This is a genomic window from Kitasatospora sp. NPDC004272 (assembly GCF_053603035.1).
Genome location: NZ_JBSGET010000035.1, coordinates 27,631 through 51,203 on the forward strand (window position 1 = coordinate 27,631; position 23,573 = coordinate 51,203).

General features: G+C 72.0%; 21 protein-coding genes. 9 read left to right on the forward strand and 12 right to left on the reverse strand.

The window, feature by feature from the left end:
- Positions 1 to 13 precede the first annotated feature (13 nt).
- From ACWEO5_RS13750 to ACWEO5_RS13785, 8 genes are all read right to left on the reverse strand, one after another.
- Positions 14 to 3,376 (reverse strand): hypothetical protein, encoded by a 3,363-nt coding sequence (locus tag ACWEO5_RS13750; RefSeq protein ID WP_452162593.1) that lies wholly within the window; start codon positions 3,374 to 3,376, stop codon positions 14 to 16.
- A gap of 350 nt (positions 3,377 to 3,726) precedes the next feature.
- Positions 3,727 to 3,960 (reverse strand): hypothetical protein, encoded by a 234-nt coding sequence (locus tag ACWEO5_RS13755; protein ID WP_452162594.1) that lies wholly within the window; start codon positions 3,958 to 3,960, stop codon positions 3,727 to 3,729.
- A gap of 236 nt (positions 3,961 to 4,196) precedes the next feature.
- Entirely contained in the window at positions 4,197 to 5,939 is a 1,743-nt protein-coding gene (locus tag ACWEO5_RS13760; RefSeq protein WP_452162595.1) for a relaxase/mobilization nuclease domain-containing protein, read from the reverse strand.
- Positions 5,936 to 6,355 (reverse strand): MobC family plasmid mobilization relaxosome protein, encoded by a 420-nt coding sequence (locus ACWEO5_RS13765; protein ID WP_452162596.1) that lies wholly within the window; start codon positions 6,353 to 6,355, stop codon positions 5,936 to 5,938. The genes ACWEO5_RS13760 and ACWEO5_RS13765 overlap by 4 nt, the downstream gene beginning before the upstream one ends.
- Before the next feature lie 185 nt (positions 6,356 to 6,540).
- On the reverse strand, positions 6,541 to 6,765 hold the full coding sequence (locus tag ACWEO5_RS13770) for a hypothetical protein (protein ID WP_452162597.1): 225 nt from the start codon (positions 6,763 to 6,765) through the stop codon (positions 6,541 to 6,543).
- Between the two features lie 86 nt (positions 6,766 to 6,851).
- Positions 6,852 to 6,974, reverse strand: a complete 123-nt coding sequence (locus ACWEO5_RS13775) for a hypothetical protein (RefSeq protein WP_452162598.1) — start codon at positions 6,972 to 6,974, stop codon at positions 6,852 to 6,854.
- Positions 6,975 to 7,373: 399 nt separating this feature from the next.
- Positions 7,374 to 8,081, reverse strand: coding sequence for an ATP-binding protein (locus tag ACWEO5_RS13780; protein WP_452162599.1), 708 nt, complete (start codon positions 8,079 to 8,081; stop codon positions 7,374 to 7,376).
- Positions 8,081 to 9,127: a hypothetical protein gene (locus ACWEO5_RS13785; protein WP_452162600.1), complete on the reverse strand. Its 1,047-nt coding sequence runs from the start codon at positions 9,125 to 9,127 to the stop codon at positions 8,081 to 8,083. Before ACWEO5_RS13785 ends, ACWEO5_RS13780 begins: the two co-directional genes overlap by 1 nt.
- A 515-nt stretch (positions 9,128 to 9,642) precedes the next feature.
- On the opposite strand from ACWEO5_RS13785, the gene ACWEO5_RS13790 reads away from it, so the two are divergent.
- Positions 9,643 to 10,260, forward strand: a complete 618-nt coding sequence (locus tag ACWEO5_RS13790) for a hypothetical protein (RefSeq protein WP_111552637.1) — start codon at positions 9,643 to 9,645, stop codon at positions 10,258 to 10,260.
- Between the two features lie 106 nt (positions 10,261 to 10,366).
- Here the strand turns inward: ACWEO5_RS13790 and ACWEO5_RS13795 are convergent, their stop codons facing one another.
- Together ACWEO5_RS13795 and ACWEO5_RS13800 are read right to left on the reverse strand one after the other, a co-directional pair.
- Complete coding sequence (locus ACWEO5_RS13795; protein WP_452162601.1) at positions 10,367 to 10,870, reverse strand: TrmO family methyltransferase domain-containing protein; 504 nt, start codon at positions 10,868 to 10,870, stop codon at positions 10,367 to 10,369.
- Between the two features lie 44 nt (positions 10,871 to 10,914).
- On the reverse strand, positions 10,915 to 12,306 hold the full coding sequence (locus ACWEO5_RS13800) for a Tat pathway signal protein (RefSeq protein ID WP_452162602.1): 1,392 nt from the start codon (positions 12,304 to 12,306) through the stop codon (positions 10,915 to 10,917).
- A 175-nt stretch (positions 12,307 to 12,481) separates the two neighbouring features.
- On the opposite strand from ACWEO5_RS13800, the gene ACWEO5_RS13805 reads away from it, so the two are divergent.
- The 8 genes from ACWEO5_RS13805 to ACWEO5_RS13840 all read left to right on the forward strand — a co-directional run bounded on the left by ACWEO5_RS13805 (position 12,482) and on the right by ACWEO5_RS13840 (position 21,998).
- Complete coding sequence (locus tag ACWEO5_RS13805; protein WP_452162603.1) at positions 12,482 to 12,916, forward strand: ATP-binding protein; 435 nt, start codon at positions 12,482 to 12,484, stop codon at positions 12,914 to 12,916.
- 181 nt (positions 12,917 to 13,097) lie between these two features.
- Positions 13,098 to 14,330 (forward strand): methyltransferase, FxLD system, encoded by a 1,233-nt coding sequence (fxlM, locus tag ACWEO5_RS13810; protein ID WP_452162604.1) that lies wholly within the window; start codon positions 13,098 to 13,100, stop codon positions 14,328 to 14,330.
- A gap of 43 nt (positions 14,331 to 14,373) precedes the next feature.
- A complete protein-coding gene (locus ACWEO5_RS13815) occupies positions 14,374 to 14,538 on the forward strand; it encodes an FxLD family lanthipeptide (protein ID WP_111552634.1) in 165 nt (54 codons plus the stop codon).
- A gap of 122 nt (positions 14,539 to 14,660) precedes the next feature.
- Entirely contained in the window at positions 14,661 to 17,753 is a 3,093-nt protein-coding gene (locus ACWEO5_RS13820) for a lantibiotic dehydratase (protein ID WP_452162605.1), read from the forward strand.
- The gene (locus ACWEO5_RS13825) at positions 17,750 to 18,907 is read left to right on the forward strand and encodes a lanthionine synthetase C family protein (RefSeq protein ID WP_452162606.1); all 1,158 of its coding nucleotides are present in this window, start codon (positions 17,750 to 17,752) and stop codon (positions 18,905 to 18,907) included. Before ACWEO5_RS13820 ends, ACWEO5_RS13825 begins: the two co-directional genes overlap by 4 nt.
- A 27-nt stretch (positions 18,908 to 18,934) precedes the next feature.
- Positions 18,935 to 19,789, forward strand: coding sequence for a thiopeptide-type bacteriocin biosynthesis protein (locus ACWEO5_RS13830; RefSeq protein ID WP_452162607.1), 855 nt, complete (start codon positions 18,935 to 18,937; stop codon positions 19,787 to 19,789).
- Positions 19,786 to 20,940, forward strand: coding sequence for a hypothetical protein (locus ACWEO5_RS13835; RefSeq protein WP_452162608.1), 1,155 nt, complete (start codon positions 19,786 to 19,788; stop codon positions 20,938 to 20,940). The genes ACWEO5_RS13830 and ACWEO5_RS13835 overlap by 4 nt, the downstream gene beginning before the upstream one ends.
- Positions 20,941 to 21,038: 98 nt before the next feature.
- Entirely contained in the window at positions 21,039 to 21,998 is a 960-nt protein-coding gene (locus ACWEO5_RS13840; RefSeq protein WP_452162609.1) for a hypothetical protein, read from the forward strand.
- A 126-nt stretch (positions 21,999 to 22,124) separates the two neighbouring features.
- Here the strand turns inward: ACWEO5_RS13840 and ACWEO5_RS13845 are convergent, their stop codons facing one another.
- Positions 22,125 to 22,841 (reverse strand): flavodoxin family protein, encoded by a 717-nt coding sequence (locus ACWEO5_RS13845; protein WP_452162610.1) that lies wholly within the window; start codon positions 22,839 to 22,841, stop codon positions 22,125 to 22,127.
- A 109-nt stretch (positions 22,842 to 22,950) separates the two neighbouring features.
- A complete protein-coding gene (locus tag ACWEO5_RS13850) occupies positions 22,951 to 23,568 on the reverse strand; it encodes a recombination directionality factor (protein ID WP_452162611.1) in 618 nt (205 codons plus the stop codon).
- Positions 23,569 to 23,573 lie beyond the last annotated feature (5 nt).

Consider the following 23,573-nt stretch of genomic DNA (forward strand, 5'->3'; position numbering starts at 1 on the left):
GGCTGCTGATCACCTACATCGGGCCCCAGTCGTGGGCGTCGATGACACCGCTGTTGATCAGCGCGTCGCGCAACATCGTGACCTCTGGCACGTCGGCGCCGCAGGCCTTGAGGAGATCGACGGCGTGTCGGCGTACCTCGATGTCCGCCCAGGCGTCCCGGCCTGGCCGGGCGACCAACTGGGTCATCAGCCGCAGTGCGGTCGGGTTGTCCGGGAAACGTGCGGCGCGAGCAGCGACCACCTCGGGACATTCGAGCGGGGCGCCCGCGGACGCCGCGGTGAGCTCCAGCCACGAGGCGTCCGGCCACCGCGAGTACCGTGCGAAGGCCCCCGAGCCGGCCAGGCTGCCCGCCGGCAGCGAGGTATCGAGCGCGGCCCGCCACACCGCCTCGGCGGCTGCCACGTACCCGTCGGCCGCATCCGGGGGAACATGGGTGAGCAGCCCGGCGATACGGGAGAAGACCCGGCTGACGGCAGCCACGCCGGATGAGCCGGCAGCGACCCGGGGCAGCAAGTCCTGCAGTGGCCCGAGACACTGTGGGTCGCTCAGCAGCGCGATCGCAACGTGGGTGGCCGCCTCCGAGGGGCGGCCCGTGCTGAGGGCGTCGACCAGTTCGTCCCGGTCGAGCTCCGCAAGTAGCGGCGGGTGCGCAGGACCGAATCGGAGCCACAAATCGGCGGCGCTTCCCGGCCGCAGGACCAGCAGCGCCACACGGCGCTCCAGCGTCCACTGCGGGTGGCGCACGAAGAGGTCGGGCAGTGCCAGCGGCAGCGCGTGGGCGACGCGGGGATCAGCAGGATCCTTCACAACCGCGCCATCCAGGCGAAGCAGCAGCTCTTCGGCAGCCTCAGCGTCAGCGAGCGATCCCAGCAGCAGCCGAACCGCTCGCTGGCGGTTCCGCAGCGCCGGCAGCACCGGGACCACGTCGGCAGGGAGGGTGTCGACATCGCCGGCCATCTCCAGAAGCCGCTGGGAGAGGCCCTCGTTCAGCGCGGTGCTGCAGCGGACGGCGGCCTCGGACAGCGCCACTAGGGCAGTGTCCGCAGCCGCCGAATCACTGGCTGGCTCGCCATCGGCCAGGGCGCGGCTGACCTTCAGCGCTGCCTGGAGTAGTTCGGTCTGCGGCAGGCTGGCCATGTCCAGGCCCGCCTCCACGTTGTTCGCCGCAGCTTCGAGGTAGGCGGCGCTCAACCCCGGCGCGTCCAGAGCCGCGACCACCGCGAGGGGATCCGTGGTCCACTCGGTCGGGTCGATGGCCAGCAGTCTCCGCAGAACCAGTGCGTACGGGCTGACCGCAGTAAGATCCGTCCCCGCTGCCGCACGCACCTTCGTGGCGGCGGCCGGCGCGCCGCTCGTGGCGACCTCCAATGCCAGGTCGGACAGCGGCACCGGGACCGGCACGTCCTGTACCCGGAACGGGGTAAAGCCGCCAACCCCGGCCGGCTCTTTGCCGAACGCCGCAGTCACGGCGGCGACCACGGGCCGCCACACCTCCAGCCACGCCCCGGGCAGCGTTCCAGCCCAGTCCACCGCTGCCATCCACTGGTCCGGCAGGAAACTTCCCGGTTTCAACGCGGCCAGGGCCTCCGTAACGTCCTCGACGACGGGGACCTGGCCCAGCGCGGCCAAGAGCGCCTCTTCCACCAGCAGCTGGTCATCGTGGCCTGCGACGTCCAGCAACGCGCAGACCAGGGTCACCGGCTCCGGCGCAGGCCGTTGCACGATCAGGGACGGCACCAACGCCGTCGCCCGCTCCCTCCACTGCACCGTGGACCGGTCGCAGTCGAGGAGGTGCGCGGCCTGAAAACGCAGCGACAGCTGACGATCCACGTCGGCAGCCTCCTCCAGGACCGCGATCCGATCCTGCAGTGGGACCCCAGTGTGGGCAGCCTCGTTGAGCAGGTCCAGCAGCGCGCGGGCCAGGGTCGAGGCGAGATAGGCGAACGCATCGCCCACCTTCATCGCCGCCATATCCCCATAGAAAATCTGCCTGACCGCCTCGCTGACCAAGACGGGATCGGCAGCGACCGCCGGTGGCAGGCTCGCGACCAACCGCTGCAGGTCGTCCTTGAGCAACTCGACCAGGGCGATGCGCACCTGCTCGTACGTCACCTCGGCGTCCGCGTGGGCTGCGCTGCGGACCACCTCGCGCAGCAGCTGGGCGACATGCCACTGCGGCAGCCCGATGACCTCGGCCTGGCCCCCTTCCAGCTCGTCCTCGTCCTCAGGGGAAACCGGCGAGAAGTCCGCGCGGACGGCCAGAGTCACCAAGGCCGCAACTGCGGCCAACCACGTACCTTCCCGCTCGCCGATCGGCACGGACAGCGCCCACTCGCCAGCTAGCCGTTGGGTCCACGGCGGGACCGCCTCCGCGTCCGCACGGGTCCAACTCTGCAGGAGCGGAGCGATCCGGGCGGTGAGGTCCACTCCCGGCCGGGCAGCGAGGCGCAGGAGGCCGTCCAGCGCCTCGGCGCGCACCGGCGCGATCTCAGCGAACCTCTCGTCCAGCCATGCGGTCACCTCGGCGGTTGCCGTGGCGGTGAGGTGGTCCAGGTAAGGCAACGCCGGCCACGCAGGCGCCTCAAGAATCGGGTCCGGCCGCAGCAGTTCCTCGGTCAGCAGCTGCAGCCACCGGGGGGACGGCGCCTTCGTGAAAAAGTAGGCGGTTCCGCGCGGGTCCTGCCATCGGGCAACTTCGAGCGCATCGTCCGCAGTTGGGTCCTCGAGCACGGCCAGTTGCCGGATCCGCTCCGCGCGGGCGGGCAGCTGGATGAAAAGCCCGCTGGCAAGCTCCAGCAGGTCGCGATACCGGCCAGCTACGTCCTCCAGTCCGGCTTCGCTGCCATGGACAGTCTTCGACGCCGCCCCGTACCCGCCACCCCAGCCGTCCGCAGCATTGCGCTGGGCAGTCCCGGCCGCTTGGCCGAGGACTTGCCGCAGCTGGATCAGCGCCCGTTCGCGATGGTAGCCGCCGGGGTTGTTCACCTCGTCCACCAACCGTTGCCGGGCGGCGACGAGCTGGCGGACCTGCTCGACGGTCAGCTTCACCGGCACGGAGGCCGACGCCGCGCCCGGAGCGACCAGGCGCTTCGTAAGGATGCTCTTCAGCGTCTTGTTCATCCCCGTTGCCGCAGCCCTAAGGCCTCGGGCCTCCTTGTTCGCCGTCCCGAGCGAAAGCAGGCAGTCCGAAGCGGTCCGCACGGCAATGTCCGCTAGCTCCGCGCCACGTTCGTAGCCCTGGTCGTGAAGAAGCCGGTAGGCGTCCCGGAGCAGCCCAAGCGCGCGGACGCCGCCAGCACCCTGCTGCACCAGGGCAGCTGCCAAGTCGTCGCCGACAGGTTCGAGCGGAGGGTTGAACACGCTGGTGGTTGTCACAGGCCTACCGTAGCGACCTGGCGGACACTGCAGGGCGAGAAGAGAACTCCTGCACAGCGCGGACTCAGACAGGACCGGCAGCTTCTCCGGATGTGCGGCGAGGACGCCCCCGGTGGCGGTGGAGTTGGCCAGGGCCAAATAGGGCCGAGAAACGCAACGCCTGCCGCAAGCACCAAGTGCGCTGCGCCGGAGAGATCCACAGCTCGACTCATGTTGCATCCAACGCAACATCGTTGCATCGGTGATTCGCCCGGGTCCTGGCACCGGACGAGGGGGCCGACTCGGAGCCGCCCCTCGGAAATCCGCTGACCAGCGGCCTGTACCGGTCACACCGAATGCAACACCGCTCATTACTTCAGGTAGATCCCGGCGAAGGAGCCGTCGAACCCGAGAGCGATCTCGCCTTCACGGACGGTCGGGTATCGAGTCCAGTTCGGGTCGGTGATCATCGCGTCGAAGTCGGCGCGGGTGATCTCGGGCTCCAGCCACTTGTGTCCGCAACGGCAGTGGATCCACACGTGCTGGCGGTAGTTGCTCAGCAGCCAGTCACGCTGAGCCCGGCACTTGGTGCAGTAGACCGGCATGCCGCGCAGGTCCATTGCGCGCGGGCACCGCAGACCGCGGGTGGTCTCCGGCCCGCTGGGCGGGGCCGTCTCGTACTCCAGCCGCAGCAGCGGGTCGTCGCCCGTCGGCTGCGCGGCGGGCGACGACCGGAGTGGTGGGGTCTTCGGTGTCTCTGGGCACGGGCTCTCCGTTCGTGCGGTGCGGGCTCTTGAGTAACACCTGGTGGGAGTGGGTGTCGAGGGGTTTCGGGTGCTGGTCAGCGTCGGGGTGCCGGGCGGTGGGGGGCGGCAATCAGACGCGCAGGTGTCGGGGTTGCGGGGCGAGCGGCCATGCGGCCGGGTGCCTGCTTGGTCGGGGTGGTGCCGGCCTTCGGCTTGCCCGTGCCGTTGGGGAGGGCGGGCAGGTCGGCGAGGCGGCGGATGCGCCAGACCAGCACGGCATCCGTGTTGCGGGCGCGCGCCAGTTCGCGGCGGTCGACGGCTTCTTCGAGGAGAGCCTTGGGGTCGTGGCCGGCCTTCTCGGCTTCGGCGAGGGTGGCAGTCAGGGCGTCGAACCGCTGCGCGGTGCGGGCCTGGTGGCCAGCGCGGGTGTCCGGTTCGCCGAGGGCGGCACGGATGGTGGCTTCATGGCGGCGGCGTTCGGGTTCGGGCAGCGCCTGGGCCCGCTCCCACATCGTCCGCAGCGGGGTCGCGGCGCTCTGCCGGTAGGCGGCGCGCAGGTGTTCGGCGGCCTGGCGGGAGGCTGCTGCCTGCTGGGCGTGGCCGCGGGCGGAGTGCCAGCGGGCGGCGGCCAGGGTGAGCAGGACGAGGGTGGACAGGACCATCGCGGTGGCGCCGCCGTCCTCTCCTCGTCCAAGCGCCGTTCCAGCGTGGACTATTCCGCGGGCGGCCGAGCGCAGGGCCCGGATGTCGGCGTTCTCGGTGCGGACGTGGGAGCGGGTGGCGCGCTCGAACGCGCGGGCTGCGTCTCGTAGTTCGGCGCGGGTGGCGGCCGGGGAGGTCTGGACGAGGGCGTCGAGGAGTTCGCCGGCACCGACGAGCTGGGCGGCGGCTTCGTCGCCGTCTTCGTCGAGGATGGCGGTGGCTCGCTCGGCGGTGCCAGCGGCGTCCCGGCGGGTGCGGGCGGGCGCGGACCGGTCGGTGCGGGGCGGGGTGGTGTCGGTGGGGGCGTCGGTCAGGCGGCGGCGGATCTGCGGGAAGGAGAGGTCGGGGGCGAGGGTGGATCCGGCGAACCAGACGGGCTCGCTGTTGCGGTTGCGGTCGCCGGGCAGGGCGACGTTGTAGCCGAGGACATCGCCGGAGGGGGCGTGGCGGAGTTTCACCCGCAGGCCGGCCTCGCGTAGCCGGTCGAAGAACTCGGCTTCGTCGGCGGCTCCGGCGACGGCCTGGCGGACGGCTTCGCGCAGGGTTTCGCGCGGGGTCTCGGTGCGGCCGGTGCGCTCGGCCTTGAAGCGTTCCTGGCTGGTGGGGTTCTTGGCGGCGGTGCCGTCGCCGGGGGTGAGTTGGCGTAGGCCGTAGTCCTTTTCGATGCGGCGGGCTTCGGCCTGGGCCTTGCGGTAGTCGAAGGAGAGGCCCGCGAGGCGGCCGTCCTGGCGGACGAGGGTGGCAGCGATGTGGATGTGGTCGTCGGCATGGCGAACGGCGACCCAGCGGCAGGCGGTGGTGTCGCCGTCGGGGGCGATGCCGGTGGCGTGGACGATGCGGCGGGCGATGTTCGCCCAGTCGTTGTCGTCGAGGTGGCGGTCGCCGGGGTCGGCGCGCACCGAGCAGTGCCAGATGGTGGCGGCGGGGACGCGGTCGCCGATGGCCTTGACGGGCTGGTCGAGCTGGTTGGCGAGTTGGGCGAGGGTGTGGTGGGGGTTGCGGCCGGGGTCGGAGGCGAAGCCGTTCCAGCTGGCCACGACGTGCTGGTCGGTGTGCTCGTCCTGCTTGCCGGGGCCGAAGAGGTAGCGGATGAGGCCGTAGGTGCCGCCGGTGCCGGTGCGGATCTTGGGGATCACCGGCGGACCATCCAGGCGACGGCGTCGTCGACCGCGGCGATGGACGCTTCGACCCGCTGTAGGAGCTGCTGGAGGTCGGCGGCGACCTGGCCCCCGGCGTTGAGGAAGTGGGCGACCTGGTTCAAGTTGTTGCCGATACCTCCGAGTTGGCGGTTAGACTCCATGAGCTCCTGGATGCCGCGCCGGTAGTCGGCCACGGCAGCGGTCGGGTCGCTGCTCGCGGCGGCCAGAGTGGCCGCGGCGGAGAACCCGCCCGGGGCGAGGTCGGCCAGGTCTGCCGCGTGCTGGACGGCCGCCCACTCGGCTTCGCTGAAGCGGAGGCTGACGCAGGTGCGGCGCTGGCTGGCGTGACGCGGGCGGCGGCGGCGCGAGGTGGCGCGGGTGGCGGCGGGTCGTTCCCCTTCTCCCGTCGGCACCCCTGGGCCGACTCCCTGGTTGGTGGCAGACCCCCCTGGGTCTGCCACCAACCAGGGAGTCCCCGTCCCCTTCGAGGCGGGGGCGGGGGTGGGGTAAGCATGGCTTACCCCACAACTTGCTCCGCCAGGAGCCTGATCGGGGTCACCGGCCGCTCGCGGTGGTGTGGCCTTCGGGTCGGTGCCGGTCATCGACGGGTCTCCGTGTCGCGCTGCTCGACGTCGCGGACCAGGTCCTCGATCCAGTCGAGGGCCAGGACCGGGTGGTGGAGGGTCCAGGGCCGGGAGTGTCGGCCTCGTTGGACGGTGCGGCTCCCGTCGGTGCCGGTTTCGGCGCGGTGGAGGTCTCCGCGCCGGTGCAGGACAGTCAGCCAGGCGTCCGCCTCGGTCCAGGTGGCGGGGGTGGTGCGCATGACGGTGCTCCACTTCGGTGGTGCGGTGGCGGGTGGGTGACCGGCCGGGGCGACCTTCTCGGTCAGCCTCGGCCGGTCGGTTCCGGTCAGCCCCGGTGGGCGTCGACGAGCTGGTTCTTGCGCTGCTGTTCGCGAAGCTGGGCCATCAGCTGGGTCAGGGTGTCGCTGGACAGCGGGATCTGCTGACCCCGGATCGCGGTGGCGACCACGGCGCGGGTCAGCTTGTTGTCCGCCTCCTTGACCGCCTACTTCGCGATCTCCAGCAGTTCCTCGGTGTCCCGGTCAGCCGCCCGGTCAGTGACCGGCAGCGCGGTGACCGGGCTGACCGGGCTGACCGGCGGGGCGGTCACCGGGGCGACCTCGGCCGGTCGGTCAGTGACCGGCCCGCCGCTGACCGGCTGACCGGCTGACCGGCTGACCGGCTGACCGGCTGACCGCCCAGGCCAGCGGACTCGGTAACCACCATCCGCAGCGCGGTGACCGGGCTGACCGGCGAACCGGTCACCCGAACCGACCTCGGCTGGGCGGCCAGTGAGCGCGTAGGCGGTCTGCTGACCGGATTCGAGAGCACTGGTGACCATCGGGATAGGACACAGCGCGGCGGTTGTTCAGGCGGCGCGCTGGTGGCGTCTGCGGTCGACCGGTTCGAACTCGGCCCGGGTGGTCATCTCGGCGAGGCGGGAGGTGACGCGGTCGCCGAGGTACGCCTTGAGGTCCCTGATCTGCAGGTTCGTCGTGATCAGGGTCGGGAGCATCGCGTTGTACCGGCGGTTGATGAGCCGGTAGGTCTGCTCCTCGACGAACTCGCTGGTCTTGGCGGCGCCGAGGTCGTCGAGGATCAGCAGCGGCACCCTGCTGTAGGCGGCGAGCACCCGCTCGGCATCGGTGTTGGAGCTGGGGCGGAGTTCGGCGTAGAGGTCGGCGGCGGTGGTGGCGCGCCAGCGCACGCCGAGGCCGGCGCGCACCAGGACCCGGACCGCTCCGTACGCCTGGTGGGTCTTGCCCGCGCCGGTCACCCCGGCCATCAGCAGGCTGGGGCCGGTGGCGACCTGGCGGCGCGCTCCGGTGCTGGGGGCGGTGGCTTGGGCGGCGACCTGCCGGGTCCAGGCGAGGACCAGCGGGTGGTCGGCGACGGCGTCGCGGTAGCGGGGCGGCATCCCGGCGGAGAGCGCGGCCTCCGGCGAGAACGGCTCCGGCTCGCCGGGGAGGGCGTCAACCGTGGCGCGGTCGATGCCCCGGGCGGCGAGGATCCGGGCCATCCGGTCGAGGACGGAGGGGCCGTCAGCGAGGGTCTGCGGGTCGCGGTGGGTGCGCATCACAGCTCCTCGGCGTAGGCGGTGGCGGCGTCGACCGGATTGGTCCACGCCTGGTGAACAGGCAGGTTAGAGCGCAATCCCGGCCGGACCAAACCGGCGCCCGGCACGTTCATCGCGTCGTTGACCAGGCTCGGCAGCCGGGACGGGTGGCCCTGGATCTCGGCGAAGCGCCGCAGTCCGGCGCGGACGTGCTCGGGGCCGATGCCCTCGGCCAGCAGGCCCTTGACGGTCTTGCCGAGGTGGCCGAGCACGCCGTTCGGCGGACGCCGCTCGCAGGCGGCGACGTACTCGCCGACGAGCTGGCCCGCCGAGACCGCCTCCGGCTCGGGCGCTTGCCGCCCCGTAGGGAAAGAAGATCCAGGATCCAAGATCCTAGATCCAGGCGTCGAGGGCTCCTGGACGCTTCGCCGAACCTTCGGGGAGGCTTCGGCGAATGCCCTCTGACCTGCACTTATTCCAGCGACAGGGACGGCCACGCGGTTCTCGTCGACCGCCGGGGCGGTGGCCGTGCCGCCGGCACCGCCCTGCGGAGACAGCTTCGCGACCGGTTCGGAGAGGGGGTCGAGGCGGGAGGGAGCGTTCGCCGAGGGCTCGTCGAACACTCGGGGAGCCATCGGGTCCGCCTCGGGCGCAGGGGTCGGCGCATCGGCGAGGGTGACGCGCTGGATGCACGGGCCCTTGCAGACGCCGCACCGCTCCGGCTCGCAGTGCGGGCACGCGGGCAGCCGGGACAGCGAAGGCTTGTCGATCTTCTGGTGGTTGCGCCAGGTCGGGAAGTGGAAGTACTTCCGCCCGTCGCAGCCGGTGTAGCGGCACACAGCCCCGGCGGCGGCGAGCTGCCGGAGGTGCTCCTCGACGTCGGTGCGGGTGATCTCCTCGCGCATCGGCCACACCAGGCCGTAGACGACCGCGGCGTTGTCGCGATGCCGGCCGTGGTCGTCGGCGTGGTTGGTCATGCCGAGGAAGGTGACCATCGCGGGGATGGAGACCTCGGCGAGCGTCTCGCTCACCCAGGTCTCGGGCTTGACCGATCGGATGCGCGCCATGTCAGCGACCCCGAGCGGCGGTGCCCGCACCAGGCACCTTGCCGACTGGCTGCGCACCAGGGCGAAGGCGCCGGCTGCGACAGGGCGATGCCGGGTTTTCCGTTTCCGTCATGGGTACGCGCAAGCCATGCTCCGTACTTCGTAGGAGCGCGCGCGGCGGTCTCTCGGGCATGGAAGTCCGCCGAGCGCGCGGTGGGGAATCGGCCACTTCGGAGGGCCGGTGCGGCGTCCAGGAGTTGGTGCTTCTGGACGCCGGTATCGTCTTCGGTCGGCGTGGGCAGCGGCCCATCAGCCTGCCTGCCGTGTGCGGCAGGACCAGAACCATAGGCCGTACCGCGGGCACTCATCCACCCTGTTAAGCCACCTGACCAGTCACGACGGACCTTGGCTTGCCCCTTCGCACGGTCTTCCGCTCACTGTTGAGAAGCTGTGCGCGAGCGCCGCGCCGATGCGCGGCCGGAGACCACACGCGTACGCCGTTGCATACGACCCGACCGCCCTTCCGGAGCCACCCCGTGACGTTCGAACCACCCGTTCCGCCCGCCTTCGCCGGCAGCACACTTCGCCAGAAGGCCGCGCGGGTCGTCACAGACGTCCTTGCCCCTGCCAACCTCGTGATCGCGCTCCTGCTGCTGATCGGCTGGCACAGCACCCGCTCCTGGTCGGGCCTCGGCTGGGGGCTGCTGGCCGCGCTCTTCTGCGGCGTCGTCCCGATAAGCATCATCGCGCTCGGTGTGAAACGCGGCGGTCTCACCGACAGGCACATCCGCGTCCGCCGCCAGCGACTCCTGCCGATGGTGCTCAGCCTGGTGTCAGTCGCCACCGGCATCATCCTGCTGTACGCCCTCGGCGCCCCGTCCGACGTGTCCGCGTTGGTCGTCGCGATGCTCGTGGGGCTGGTCTCCAGCCTCCTCGTCACCACCGGCTGGCAGATCTCTCTTCACAACAGCGTCGCCGGCGGCACCGTCATGATCCTCGTGCTCGCCCTCGGCCCCTGGCTGCTGCTCACCACGCTCGGCGCCGCGGCGATCGGCTGGTCCCGCATGGTCCTCAAGGCCCACACCCTCGCGCAGATCCTGGCCGGCACCGCCCTCGGCAGCGTCACGGCCCTGGTCTTCGGCCTCCTGCGCTGACCATCGGGCGCCCTCACCCGGGGCGTCCGAAGTGGGGCCGCCCAGCAGGCCGCTTCGGACGTCCCCTTTAGGATTCGGCTTCCGCGGAGGGAAGTTAACCGCTCGGCTACTCGGCGCTCCGGCCGTCCTCGCCCGGGGCGAAGTACTCGCCCAGCATGTCGGTGGTCCACTGTGCCTGGTGGATCTCACCGCGGGGACCGAAGTCGACGAACCAGGGCTTCACGTCGAGGATCGGGGTGCCGTCGACGGCGTCGAGGTCCTCGACGTGGAGGTCCAGGCCGTCGACCTTGAGGAGCCGGCAGCGCGAGACGCCGAGCCAGTTCAGGCGGCGCATGTTGCGGTGGCCGAAGATGCCGACTTCGGGCCAGTCGGGGTTGTCGCGCGGGCGACGGGCGCCGAGATTGAGGTCGGTGGGGTCGGTGAGGTGGAAGCGGAAGACGACCTCCAGGTGGGAGAAGTCGTCGAGCCCCTTGGTGGCGTCGGGGGTGAAGCGGGTGCCGTCGAGTCGGATGATCGCCCGGGTGCCGCCCCAGAAGTCGTCGGTGGGTTCGGTGCGGCCGCCCACCACGTGGCCGAGGGCCTCGACTTCGAACACCTCGCGGTCGGTCATGATCGGTTCTCCTCCTGCGGTCGGGGTGGTGACGGTACGTCGGTTCACGCGGTGGCTTCCAGGTAGGCGGCCGCCCGGCTGTCGACCCGGTCGATGCTGCGGATGCCGCGCTGCCGGAACGGCGAGAGGGCGGTGCGCATGTGCGTGGCGGTCTGCCGGGTGCGCCCGGACCGGACGGGCTCCATCGCGTCCAGTGCGTCCGACCAGACGGCGCAGGCTTCCTCGATGTTCTTGAGCCGGACGTGGACGGAGCCCAGGTAGCCGAGGGTGACGGCGTGCGTCCGGGCGAACGAGCTGGCCTTGCGGGTCTCGACGCTGTGCCGGAACTCCTTCACCGCACCGGCGAGGTCGCCTATGTCGCGCAGGGCGGAGGCGGTCTCGTGCGCCAGGCTCGCCTCGCCGAAGAAGAACACCCGGGCCGGTTCGTCGTCGCCCGGTGCCGCGGCGGCGAGGTCGCGCTGGGCCTGGAGCAGGGCGCCGGTGGCGGCCGTGTGCCGTCCGGTCGCCGCCAGGCCCCGGGCGTGGATCACCCCGAGCAGCGCGCGTTCGCGCGGGCAGGCAAGCGCGTACCGGTCTCCGCTGATGGACGCCGCGGCGAGGTCGAGCGCCTGCTTCGGGTGCCCGAGGTCGAGGGCCTGGTGGGCCATCGCCCGCAGGACGTGTCCGGCCATCGCCGGGTCGTCCGCTTCGGCCGCCAGCCGGACCGCCTGCCCGAAGTAGGTCTGGGCTGCGGCGTGGTCGGCGCTGTCGAAGGCCATCCAGCCTGCCACATAGGCGAGTTCGGCCGCAGCGGAGAACATCTGCCGACGCGTACCCTCCGAGGCGAAGGTGCCCTTCAGGAATCGTGCGACATCGCTCGTGAGGTACTGCACCACGGCGGTGCGTGCGTGGCCGCCGCCGCGTCGCTGGTCGACCTGGGAGAACAGGCCGGTCATGTCACGGACCGCCTCGACGTCCGCTTCACCGACCCGTCGGCCACCGGCTCGTCCGCGTGCCTCACCCGTGCGCGCCATCGACTCCCACCAGCTCTCGGTGGGAAGTGCGAGCGCGCCGACGGAGTAGGCCATCAGCTGGAGGGCGGTGCTGCGATCCACTTCCACGTCGTCCACGTCGATTCGTCGGAGATCGGCCAGGACGCTCAGCGTATCCAAGCTCCAGTCCCGAAGATCGCTCACCTCTTCGGCCAGGCCGAGGTCGGCCGGGGTGACGGTCCGCCCGAGCCGGCGGGACAGCACGGCGGCGAGGTAGGACGGCATGTCCCCCGACGGCACCACGCTGTAGCGCACCCAGTGGCTGATCAACGACTTCCCCGGGCGGGCGTCGTCACCGTGTCGACCTGCGACGATGCCCAGCTCCAGGGCCAGGCGGTCGTACGTCATCCGGGATTCCCTGATGGCCTGCTGCAGGCGCTCGTTGACCCGAACTTCCTTCGCCATCACGTCCCCTGACTTCCCGTTAAACGGGTTAAACCGCTGGGAGTGGCCAACACCTTACTCCCAGTCGCCAACCACGGTTGTCTTGAGCAAGCGGGCGGCACCGTCCGAACACCAACTGCCGGGAACAACCGTGCGGTTCGTGAGGCAGCGACCGGAGACGGCGGAGGGAGCGGGCGTGGACGTGACAGTACAGGGGCTCCGGCTGTGGGAGCAGGAGTTTCCGGCGACAGCGGCATCGGCCCGACTGGCCCGTGGCGCTGTCCGGCGGACCCTCCTGGGTTGGGGGTGGGATCCGGAGCGCATCGACGACATGGTCCTGATCTGCTCGGAGCTGGTCACCAACGCCATCCGCCACGCCTGCCGTGCCGGCGAGGTCGTACCCGTGCGGCTCCAGGAGATCGACAGTGACTGCTGGTTGGAGGTCCGCGACAACCGGTCCGAACTCCGACCGCGCCCGCGCCCCGCAGGTGTGCGCGTGGACGGGCAAGGGCTTCTGCTGGTCGCCGATCTGTCCGATGACTGGGGGGTGACGGTTGATCTTGGAGCGAAGACCGTGTGGGCCCGGCTGTCGGGGCAGTCGCAGCACTCGGACGTCGGGGAGGCCGCTTGAGTGGGGGCAAGCCTCGGATATCGGCTGCCAGGTCTCGCATCTCTCGGTGACGGCAGCTCGGCGACGCGGTGATCTGCTCCGGGCACGCGCTGATGACTTTCCCAGAAAAAGGAGTTGGGACGTTGCCACGTCCCGGCTCCGGAACGGTGCCGCATCCGTGCGGCGAATCAAGAGGAGAACGATGTCCACCTTGGCAGACTCCGTCGGCCGGTCGTTGCCGGACGGGGATGAGGCTCTGCGCACCGCGATGGTGGAGGCACTGCGCTCCGGCGGCGCGCTCCGTACGGACCGGGTGGCGGCCGCGCTGCTGGCCGTGCCCCGGCATGTGTTCGCGCCCGAGGTGCCGGTCGCGGAGGCGTACGAACCCGAGCGGGCGCTGGTCACCAAGCGGAACGAGTACGGGCTCGCGGTCAGCTCGGTGTCGGCCGCGCGGATCCAGGCGCAGATGCTGGAGCAGGCGGACGTGCGGCCGGGGATGCGGGTGCTGGAGGTCGGTTCGGGCGGCTACAACGCGGCGCTGATCGCCGAACTCGTCGGTGAGGGCGGCGAGGTGGTGACGGTCGACATCGACCCGTTCGTCACCGAGCGCGCGGAGAAGTACCTCGCGGAGGCCGGGTACGAGCGGGTGCGGGTGGTGCTGGCGGACGGCTCCGAGCTGGTGGAGGGCGGCCCGTTCGACCGGATCGTCGTGACGGTCGGGGCGTGGGACCTGCCGCCGGCGTGGACCGGCGCTCTGGTCGAGGGCGGCACGATCACCGTGCCGCTGCGGATGCGCGGGCTGACCCGCTCGATCGCCTTCCGCCGGGAGGGCGAGCGGCTGGTGAGCGTGTCCGCGACTGTCTCCGGGTTCGTCAAGATCCAGGGCGCGGACGCGCACGACGAGTTCCTGGTGCTGCCACGCGGCACGAAGGAGGTCGGGCTGCGCTTCGACGAGCTGGAGCGCCCGGACACCAGCCGCCTGGGCGGCGTGCTGGAGACGCCCCGCGCGGAGTGGTGGAGCGGGGTGACGATCGGCAACCAGGAGCCCTTCGACTCCCTGTACCTGTGGCTGGCGTCCTCGCTGCCCGGCTTCGGCCTGATGTCCGTGGACCCCGAGCTGGACACCAAGACGGTCGCCCCGGCGAACCGGATGGCGTGCCCGGTGATCGTGGAGGGCGACAGCCTCGCCTACCTCGCGCTGCGCAGGATCAGCGAAGACCCGGCGGAGTTCGAGTTCGGTGCGCACGGCTTCGGCCCCGAAGGGGGACCCCTGGCCGCCCTGATCAACGCCGAGGTGCGCAGGTGGGACCGCGAGCACCGCTCCGGCAGCTGCCCGGTCTTCACTGCCCAGCCGATCGGCACCCCCAACGACCAGCTTCCGGATGGGCTGGTTATCGACAAGACCCACGTCCGGCTCACGATCTCCTGGCCGTAGTCCGCGGCCAGGTCCTGCACCACCGACTCAAGGAGGAAGCACCATGAGCACCACCATCACCGGCACCGCCGCCGCGAGCGACTTCGAGCTCGACGTGACGATCGTCGAGGGCGCCGACCCGGTGGCCGCGCTGCTGCGCTCCACCGACGACGGCTGCGGCAGCACCTGCTCGGGCACCGCCTGCGCCTCGTTCGGCGGCAACGTCTGACCGCCCCTCTCCCCGTGTGACCGGGCCCGGCGTGCGGTCGTCAAGCCGCCGCACGCCGGGCCCCGGCATTCCCGGAACCTTCCAGGACCTCCCGAAATCTTCCAGAACCGAGGAGAACTCCCGTGGCCCTGTACCGCGTCGCAGGACCAGCCCTGCTGCGGGCCGCTGCCCGTCCAGCCGGGGCCGGACCGGGGTGGTGGCCCGACCTGGCTGACACCGGCCCCCACGCCACCGCGAACTGGCGGGCCTGGCTCCAGCACGTCTGGTCAGACGCCCCGTTCGCGGCGGCCGTCGAGGTCGCCGCGGGCCCGCAACTGGCCGCCCGGGTCCGCGAGGTGGTCTTCAACTTCGACCACGTACCCCGGCGGCGGCTGTGCCGCCTGACGGCCTCGGTGATGCAGTACGCGCTACGCCAGCAGCGGGCCACGCCCTTCGGGCTGTTCGCCGGGGTGACCGCGGTGCCCTTCGGCGAGTCCGCCGCCCCGCCCCGCTGGGGCGCGGGCCAGGCGGTGGCGCGGCCCGACGCGCGCTGGCTGGCCGGTGTGGTGCGGGAGTTGGAGGAAGCGGTCGGCGATCTGCTGCCGGTGACGGCCAACCAGCTGCGGGTGCTCCGCGGGTGCCGCGTCGTCCTGCCGGTGACCCGCAACCTCCAGGACGGAGAACCGGCAGAGGTGTCCGTCCGCGCCACCGCCCCGGTGCTGGCCGTGCTGAAGGCGGCCGACGGCCCGGTGTCGATGACGCTCGGCGAACTCGCCGACCGCTTCCCGGCCGCCCCGGCGGACAAGGTCCGCGCGATGCTCGGCGAGCTGGTGCGCCAGGGCTTCCTGATCAGCATCCTGCGGCTGCCGACGACCGCGACCGACCCGCTCGGCCACCTGCTCGCCATCGCCCGCACCACCGGCCTCGACCAGGTCCCCGCCGCCGAAGCCACCTGGAACACCCTTCGAACGGTGCGCGGGCAGCTGACCCGGCACAACGAGCTGGACGACCCGACGGAGCAGCGGACGCTACGCACGCGGCTGACCAGGGAGCTGACCCGCCAGCCGCGCGGGGTCCCGGACGGGCCGTCGCCGCTGATGGTGGACCTGCACCTGGACGCCGGTCCCGCGGCGCTGCCCCGGCGGGTGGCGTCGCTGGTAGCAGGCGCGGCCGAGGTACTGACCCAGCTGTCGCCGTTCCCGAACGGGCACCCGGCGTGGGTGGACTACCACCGCCGCTTCGCCGAGCGGTTCGGGCCGGGCGCGGTGGTGCCGGTGCTGGAGCTGGTGAACCCGGACACCGGGATGGGCTTCCCCGCCCGCTACCGGGACTCGGTCCTACCCGACGTGCCGCCGCAGTTCGGGCGACGCGACGCGGGGCTTCTGGCGCTGGCGCAGAAGGCCGCCGTCGAGTGCCTGGACGAGATCGACCTCGACGGCCCGCTGCTGGAACGCCTCGCCCCCGACCCGGTGCCCGAGGGGGCGGTGCAGCCGCACGCGGAGCTGACGGTGCGGCTGTCGGCCTACGGTGTAGGGCCGTTCACCTACGGGGCCGCGCAGTTCACCCCCGTGGTGCAGGCGGTGCCGCGCGGAGCGGGCACGACCGCGGGCCGGTTCCTGTACCTGCTGGAGCCCGAGCGCCGCCGCGAGCTGGAGGCGGCGATCGCCGCCGCGCCGCCGCTGCGGGCCGACGCGCTGGTGGTGCAGGTCTCCACGCCCCCGCTGTACGCCCGCGCGGAGAACGTCTCCCGGGCCCCGGCGCTGCTGCCCCTGCTGTCGCTGGGCGAGTACCCACAGATCGGCGCGGTGCTGCGGCTGGAGGAGTTGGGGGTGTGCGCGGACGAGCAGCGGATGTGGCTGGTGCGGCTCGCCGACCGCCGCCCGGTGGAGGTGCGGGTCCTCAACGCGGTGGACTTCCGGGCGAACACCGACCCGCTGGTGCGGTTCCTGTGCGAGATCACCCATGCCCACACCCCGTGGCTGACCGCGTTCAACTGGGGCGCCGCCGGGCGGCTGCCCTACCTGCCGCGTGTGCGCCACGGGGAGGTGGTGCTGTCGGCGGCGCGCTGGCACCTGCCCGCCGCCGACCTGCCCGGCAAGGACGCCGAGTGGGAGCAGTGGCGGGCGGCGGCGGGCGAGTGGATCGACCGCTACAACGTCCGGGCGGCGGTCTACCTGTCCCAGCAGGACCTTCGGCTGCCGCTGGACCTGCGCCTGCCGGAGCACCTGGTGCTACTGCGCGAGCACCTGCTGCGGGAGCCGACCGCGGTCCTGATCGAGGCCCCCCGGGCAGACGACAACCGGTGGTGCGGCCGAGCGCATGAGATCACCGTGCAGCTGCACTCCACCCGCCCGCCGCTGCCCGCCACCCGCCCTCGGCCAGGGAGGCCGGCCACCGTGCGGTCCGGGCACCTGCCGGGCGCGTCCGGGTGGCTGTCGGCCCGGCTGTTCGGCAACCCGCGCCGCACCGACGAACTCCTCTCCCGAGTACCGGGGTTGGCCGCCGGCTGGGTGGTGCCGCCGCAGTGGTGGTTCCTGCGGCACACCGACCCCGAGCCGCACGTGCGCCTGCGCATCCCGGTCTCCGCCGTCGCCGCGTGGTCGCTGGCCGCCGAGCGCATCGGCCGGTGGGCGGAGCAGATGCGGGAGGAGGGCCTGCTGACGAGGATGGAGCTCGACACCTACCTGCCGGAGTCCGGCCGGTACGGGCGCGGGGCGGCGCTGCGGGCGGCGGAGGAGTTCTTCGCGCTCGACTCCCGGGCGGCGCTGGCCCAACTCGCCTACCAGCGCGCCACCTCCACCGACCCGGCCACCCTGACGGCGGCGAGCATGCTCGACCTCGCCACCGCACTGCTTGGCCCCGAGGCCGGCTACGCCTGGCTGCTGGAGCGGGTACCTCGGCACAGCGACATCGCGCTGCCGCACTCTGCGCCGCGGCTGGCCGCCGAACTCGCCGACCGCCCGAACCGGTTGGCGCTCACCGGGGAAGGCCGCGCGCTCGCCTCGGAGTGGGAGGTGCGGGGGCGGCAACTGGCCCGCTACCGCACGGCGCTGGGCCGGGACGGGGAACTGGAGCCCGCGGACGTCCTCAGCTCGCTGCTGCACCTGCACCACGCCCGCGCCGTCGGCCTCGATCCGCTCAGCGAGCGCACCTGCCACCGCCTGGCCCGCGCCGCCGCCCTGATCCGCACCGCCCAGGCCCGTACCGACCCTGCCAGAGAAGGACAACCGGCATGACCGCCGACCTGCTCGCACCACCCACCGACGCCTCCGCCCAGTGGGGCCAGTCCCTGGCCAAGGGCGGCCTTGCCACCGCACTGCTGCACATCGAGCGTGCCGCCACTGGCCGGGGGAGCTGGGACACCGCGCACCAGTGGATCACCGCGTGCGTGAGCCAGCCGGTGAACTCCTTCACCGGGGCCAGCGTGTTCTACGGCGCGCCCGCCGTCGCTCACGTCCTGCACCTGGCAGCGCTCCACGGGCCGCATGCCTACCAGCAGTCGCGCACGGGCCTGAACGCCGCAGTGGAGGAGATCGTCCGCAAGCGCCTGGCCGCCGCCCACCGCCGCATCGACTGCGGGATGCGGCCCGCCTTCGGGGAGTTCGACCTTCTCGGTGGCCTGACCGGCCTCGGCACGCACCTGCGGGCCCGGGGCCGCCAAGAGCTGCTGTGCGAGGTGCTGTCCTACCTGGTGCGGCTGACCGAGCCGGTGCAGGGGCGCTCGGGCTGGTGGACGCACCTCGCACCGAGCGGTGAGCAGGACGACCGCTACCCGGGCGGGCACGGCAACTTCGGCCTCGCGCACGGCATCCCCGGCCCGCTCGCCCTGCTGGCCCTCACCTACCTCGACGGCACCCGCGTCCCGGGCCACCTGGAGGCGATCGAACGGATCCTCGACTGGATGGATGCCTGGCAGCAGAACGGCGCCGCCCGCGCCTGGTGGCCCGAGGCCCTGACCGCCGCCGAAGCCGACCAGGGGTGCACCCGGCAGTCGAAGCCGCTGCGCCCGTCCTGGTGCTACGGCACCCCCGGCATCGCCACCGCCCTGCACCACGCCGCCCGCGCCACCGGCGATGCAGACCGCGCCCGTACCGCCGAAGCCGCCTTCCTCGACGCCCTCGAAGACCCCGACCAGGCCCACAGCCTGACCGACGGCACCGTCTGCCACGGCACCGCCGGGGTCCGCCTGGCCGCCCGGCGATTCGCCGAACGCACCGACCACGCCACCGCCCTGCGCATCCTCGCCGCCGCCAGCAGCCTGCCCGACCCCGGCACCGACGCCACCGGCCACGGTCTGCTCGAAGGCACCGCCGGCATCTCCCTGGCCCGCTGCTCCCTGGCCGCCGACAGCTCTGGCACCGGCTGGGACGCCCTGCTGCTGCTCGTCTGACCGACCTGACCCGAAGAAGGAGAACCCGTGCTCGCCATCGGCGACCGCGCCTGGACGCAGGTCCACCTGCACCTGGCCACCGACACCCCCGAGGAGCACGCCGTCCGGCTCCTCGGCCCTGCCCTGATATCCCTGGAGGACCAAGGGCTGATCGACTGCTGGCACTTCCTGCGCAAGGGCGAGCGGTGGCGGCTGCGCTACCGCGAGAGCGCCTCCGGCACCATGGAGGCCGCCACCACCGCGTTCGCGGTCAACGAGGCCCTGGACATGTGCCGCGCGGCGGGCATGATCAGCGACTGGACCCCGGCCATCTACGAGCTGGAGACCTACGCCTTCGGCGGGGCCGCCGCCATGCCCGCCGCCCACCGCCTCTTCCACCAGGACAGCCGCCACGCCCTCACCTACCTCGGCGCGGTCCACCGAGGCGAATTCCCCGACCAGAGGGCCGAGTTGTGGCTGCTGCTCGGCACGGCCGCGATGCGCGGGGCCGGGCTCGACTGGTACGAGATCGGCGACACCTGGGCGCAGGTCGCCGAGAACCGGCCCGCCGACGGCGGGCGGCTGTCGGTCCCGAGCCCGCGCCTGACCGACGCCACCCGCACCCTCCTGCAGGCCGACACCACCCCCGGCTCCGCCCTCCTGGAAGGCCGACTCGCCCACGTCGCGCCCTGGTTCGGCGCGTTCGCCGTCTACGGCCTGACCCTGCGGGCGCTGGCCGACGAAGGGCAGCTGTGGCGGGGGCAGCGCGCCGTCCTCGCCCACCACCAGCTGTTCACCGCCAACCGCCTCGGCCTCCCGCACCACCAGCAGGCCGCCCTCGTCTCGGCCGCCGCCGGCGCCGTCCTGGACCTGGTCGACGCCAACGAGGCGGTGCTGCGATGACCACCCAGCGCACCGCCCGGCCCACCGGCCCGCTCGGCGATGCCCTCGCCCGCCTGCCCCTCGTCCCCCGCAGGCACGCCCTCGCCGCCCCGCTGGAGCAGCGGATCCAGCAACTCACCGACCTCGCCCGGCAGGCCGCCGACACTGGGAACCCGGCCACCGCCGCCAGTGTCCACAACCGCGCCGCGCTCCTCGCCTCCGACCGCGGCCTGCCCGGCCTGGCCCGCGTACTGTGCCTCAACCATGCTGGCTTCTACCTCGCCCACCGGCCGCTGGCCTCCGACCTGGCCCGCCTGGCCCTCGAACCCCTCGTCAACCTCGCCCACCTCGAACTGCGCGCGGGCAACGGCACCGCCGCCCTCGCCGCCCTGGATGAGTTGCTGCGCGCGGTCACCGCCAACGACAACGCCACCCTCCCCGGTGGTCTGCTCATCCCGCTCGCCGGGCTGACCGCGAACGACGCCGACCGCGCTGACGTCCGCACGTGGCTGAACGACATTCGGGTCTTCGACGGTGCCCGCGCGCTGGTACGCGACGGCCGCTGGGCCGAAGCCCACCGCCACCTTAAGCAGTCCCCTGCCCCCGGCACCCGCTTCTTCGAGGCCCGCCAGGTCGCCACCGTCGCCATGGCCCTCGAAGGCCGCACCGCCCTCGCCCGCGCCCTGGCCTGCAACCTCCCCGTAGAGGAGGAGTGGGAGTCCGCGATCGCCGCCGCCCTGACCGTGGCGTGCACGCTGCTCGACGGAGCCCCGGCCGCCGAACAGGCCGAGGTGATGCTCCGCGCCCACGCCACTGTCACCCCGCGCGAGGGCAGCGCGGTGTTCGACACCCGGCTCGCCCTGACCGTCGCCGACCTCGCCACCGCCGCCGGCCGACTCCCCGACGCCGCCCGCCTCTACGTCGCCGCCGTCACCCGGACGCTCGCCGCACCTGAGGGCTACAGTGCCCGCGACCTCGCCCGCCACCGCCTCGCCGACGGCCTCCCCACCGAACAGCTCCGCCAACTCACAGCCATCGCAGCCGACTCCGGCGTCGTCGGCCCGGCCACCCTGACGACCGACCACGACGACCGGATCACCGCCGCCCTCGCCCTGGCCACCGCCGTCATCACCAACACCGCCACCAAGTCCCTCTCGCCGTCGCGGCCGTGACCCGGCCGCCCGTTCGACTGCGGCCCCGGGCACCGCCGCCGGTCCGGCGTACTCCCCGGCTCGCCTTCCAGCAGGACCCGACACCGAGAGGCAACCGCATGAGCAGCACCCGCACCACCGTCAGGCCCGAGCCCGGCTCTCTGGGCTCCTTCGTCCACGTCGGCTGGAACATCCAGCACGGCTGGAAGCTGCCCCAAGCGATCGACCACATGCGTCAGTTCGTCCAGGAGCGCGGCGCCGACCGCCCGCACCTGCTCACCCTCCAGGAGCTCCAGGAGGGCCAGGCTGCCGAAGTCGCCCAGCAGCTCCAACTGGACTTCGTGGAGGCACCGAACGTCCAGCCCGGCAGCCGCAACGCGCTGTTCTTCGCGCCCGAGCTGTTCCAGGCCGACCCCGAGTGGGTCCCCTACACCAACGCGGTCCGGCACCGGCCCGCCACGGCCAAGCTCCGCTGCATCCATCCCCACACCAAGGCCCTCAGCAAGCGCGAGGTCTCGGTGGCCAGCGTCCACCTGAACTTCGGTGACCCCGGCGACCGGGAGCACCAGATCCGCTGGCTGCTGGCCAACATGTACAAGGACCGGTGGCTCGCCTTCTTCCAGGGCGACATGAACTCCTGGCCGGTGTGGGGCTGCCCGCTCCGCCTCGACGGGGCCGAGGACAAGGCATGGGTGGTGGACCGCTCGATCGTCCTGCCCGACGGAACGACCCGGCCCGACGACGTGCCCGACCGGCTCATGACCCTCCGCGGCATGGTCAACATCGGCCGGTACGCGGCCACCGTGCTCGGGCAGGTCGGCGCGGACGGGCCCACCACCTGGGACGGTCCGAAGAAGGCCCGTCAGCGGATCCCCGGAGAAGACCTCCCGCCCGGCGGCCTCGGTGGGATCGACCACGGCTACGCCGCCGAGGAGCTGATGCGGGCGCTCATCTCCGCAACCATCCCGAACATGCCGCAGGTGCAGGAGGTTTCCGACCACCTCCCACAGGTCACCGAATGGGACACAGAGGTGTGGTGGGAGGTGATGGACGCCGAGGTCGAACTCGTCCGCCACTGATCCGAGGAACGGCGCCGCGCCCCGAATTCGAACAGCACCCGCATCGAACCAGGCCGTAGAGCACAAGGGCGTTCAAGTCGCGGACCGTACGACACCAGCCGAAATCACCAGGTCCAGCGAAGATCCCTACCGGTGCTCGGGGTTCTCGAAGTCGAAGCGGCAGCCCGCGTCCCACTCGGAGCGCTGATTGCCGTGCACCGGGACGCCGCCCGCGTCCTTCAGCATCCGCGCCAGGTGCAGCTGGTTCCACGTCATGAACGTGGTGTTCCGGTTCGTGAAGTCGTTCTCCGGCCCACCCGAGCCCTCGTCCAGGTACGACGGCCCCGGCCCGGCCGGACCGACCCAGCCCGCGTCCGCCTGCGGCGGGATCGTGTACCCCAGGTGCTGGAGGCTGTACAGCACGTTCATCGCGCAGTGCTTCGCGCCGTCCTCGTTCCCGGTGATCAGGCAGCCGCCGACCCGCCCGTAGTAGGCGTACTGGCCGTGCTCGTTGAGGACCGACGAGCAGGAGTACAGCCGCTCGATGACGCGCTTCATGACGGAAGAGTTGTCGCCCAGCCACACAGGCCCGGCTAGCGTAAGGATGTCAGCGGCCATCACCTTCGAGTAGATGACCGGCCATTCGTCGGTCTCCCACCCGTGCTCCGTCATGTCCGGCCACACGCCGGTCGCGATGTCGATGTCGACGGCACGAAGGACTTCGACCGCCACGCCTTGGCGTTCCATGATTCCCGTGCTGATGTCGATGAGCCCTTGGGTGTGGCTCCGTTCCGGCGATCGCTTCAGCGTGCAGTTGATCACCAGGGCTCGAAGGTCACCGTACGACGTGCCAGGCGCGGGCATGGCTTCCTCTCCTTCTGCTGCTGCTCAGGTCGTTCAGGTCAGCTCACCAGCCACGGGACCGACCGGTTGACAGGCTCACCCGGTCGGGCCGTGATCCCGCTCCAACGGCTCAGCCGAGGACGAGCACCGGCTCGTGGCACGTCACTTGCACGCCGTCGGACGTCTCGAAGCAGCGGGACTCGATCCTGAGTTCGCATTGCAGCGACGCCCGGCCCTCGGCGAACGCCCGCAGTGCGGGTCCCAGCGTCCCGGCCAGCGTCCATGACGAGGTGGCGAACTCGAACATCCCGAGCGAAGGCGCCTCGGTCAGCCGGAACGCGATCTTGATCTCGGGCTTCGCGCCGTGGCCGGACCTGGCCGCAGAGCGCTGCTCCGCCAGGCCCGTGCCACAGCCGCACTGCTTCACTTCGAGAGCAGCAGGGCGGTGACAATTCCGGTGATCCGCCCGGACCTTGCCAGTCCCCCGCACGCCCCGGTGCACCATCCGGAACGAGATCGACTCGGCTCCCTGCATCGTGATCGAGAGGGAGTCGGATCCGGTCCTCACCACGCGGGTGGGCGAGGAATCGCGGGGGTCGGCTGCGTCGACCCTGCCACCCAGTGCCGAAGCGACCGCAACTGCGCTCTCTCGGCTGCCGGCGACGAAGCACCACCTTTCCTCGGCCATCACGCTGATCCGCTCAGCAGCCGCCGGAAGACCGGATGTCACACAACGGTACGTCGCCACAGGAC

Excerpts from the sequence above, each read along its gene's own strand:
- ACWEO5_RS13755 (WP_452162594.1), bottom strand. The coding sequence starts at position 3,960 with ATGCCGGTCTACTGCACCAAGTGCCGGGCTCAGCGTGACTGGCTGCTG.
- ACWEO5_RS13770 (WP_452162597.1), bottom strand. The coding sequence starts at position 6,765 with ATGCGCACCACCCCCGCCACCTGGACCGAGGCGGACGCCTGGCTGACT.
- ACWEO5_RS13780 (WP_452162599.1), bottom strand. The coding sequence starts at position 8,081 with ATGCGCACCCACCGCGACCCGCAGACCCTCGCTGACGGCCCCTCCGTC.
- ACWEO5_RS13785 (WP_452162600.1), bottom strand. The coding sequence starts at position 9,127 with ATGGCGCGCATCCGATCGGTCAAGCCCGAGACCTGGGTGAGCGAGACG.
- ACWEO5_RS13795 (WP_452162601.1), bottom strand. The coding sequence starts at position 10,870 with ATGACCGACCGCGAGGTGTTCGAAGTCGAGGCCCTCGGCCACGTGGTG.
- ACWEO5_RS13800 (WP_452162602.1), bottom strand. The coding sequence starts at position 12,306 with ATGGCGAAGGAAGTTCGGGTCAACGAGCGCCTGCAGCAGGCCATCAGG.
- fxlM (WP_452162604.1), top strand. The coding sequence starts at position 13,098 with ATGTCCACCTTGGCAGACTCCGTCGGCCGGTCGTTGCCGGACGGGGAT.
- ACWEO5_RS13815 (WP_111552634.1), top strand. The coding sequence starts at position 14,374 with ATGAGCACCACCATCACCGGCACCGCCGCCGCGAGCGACTTCGAGCTC.
- ACWEO5_RS13825 (WP_452162606.1), top strand. The coding sequence starts at position 17,750 with ATGACCGCCGACCTGCTCGCACCACCCACCGACGCCTCCGCCCAGTGG.
- ACWEO5_RS13835 (WP_452162608.1), top strand. The coding sequence starts at position 19,786 with ATGACCACCCAGCGCACCGCCCGGCCCACCGGCCCGCTCGGCGATGCC.
- ACWEO5_RS13840 (WP_452162609.1), top strand. The coding sequence starts at position 21,039 with ATGAGCAGCACCCGCACCACCGTCAGGCCCGAGCCCGGCTCTCTGGGC.
- ACWEO5_RS13845 (WP_452162610.1), bottom strand. The coding sequence starts at position 22,841 with ATGCCCGCGCCTGGCACGTCGTACGGTGACCTTCGAGCCCTGGTGATC.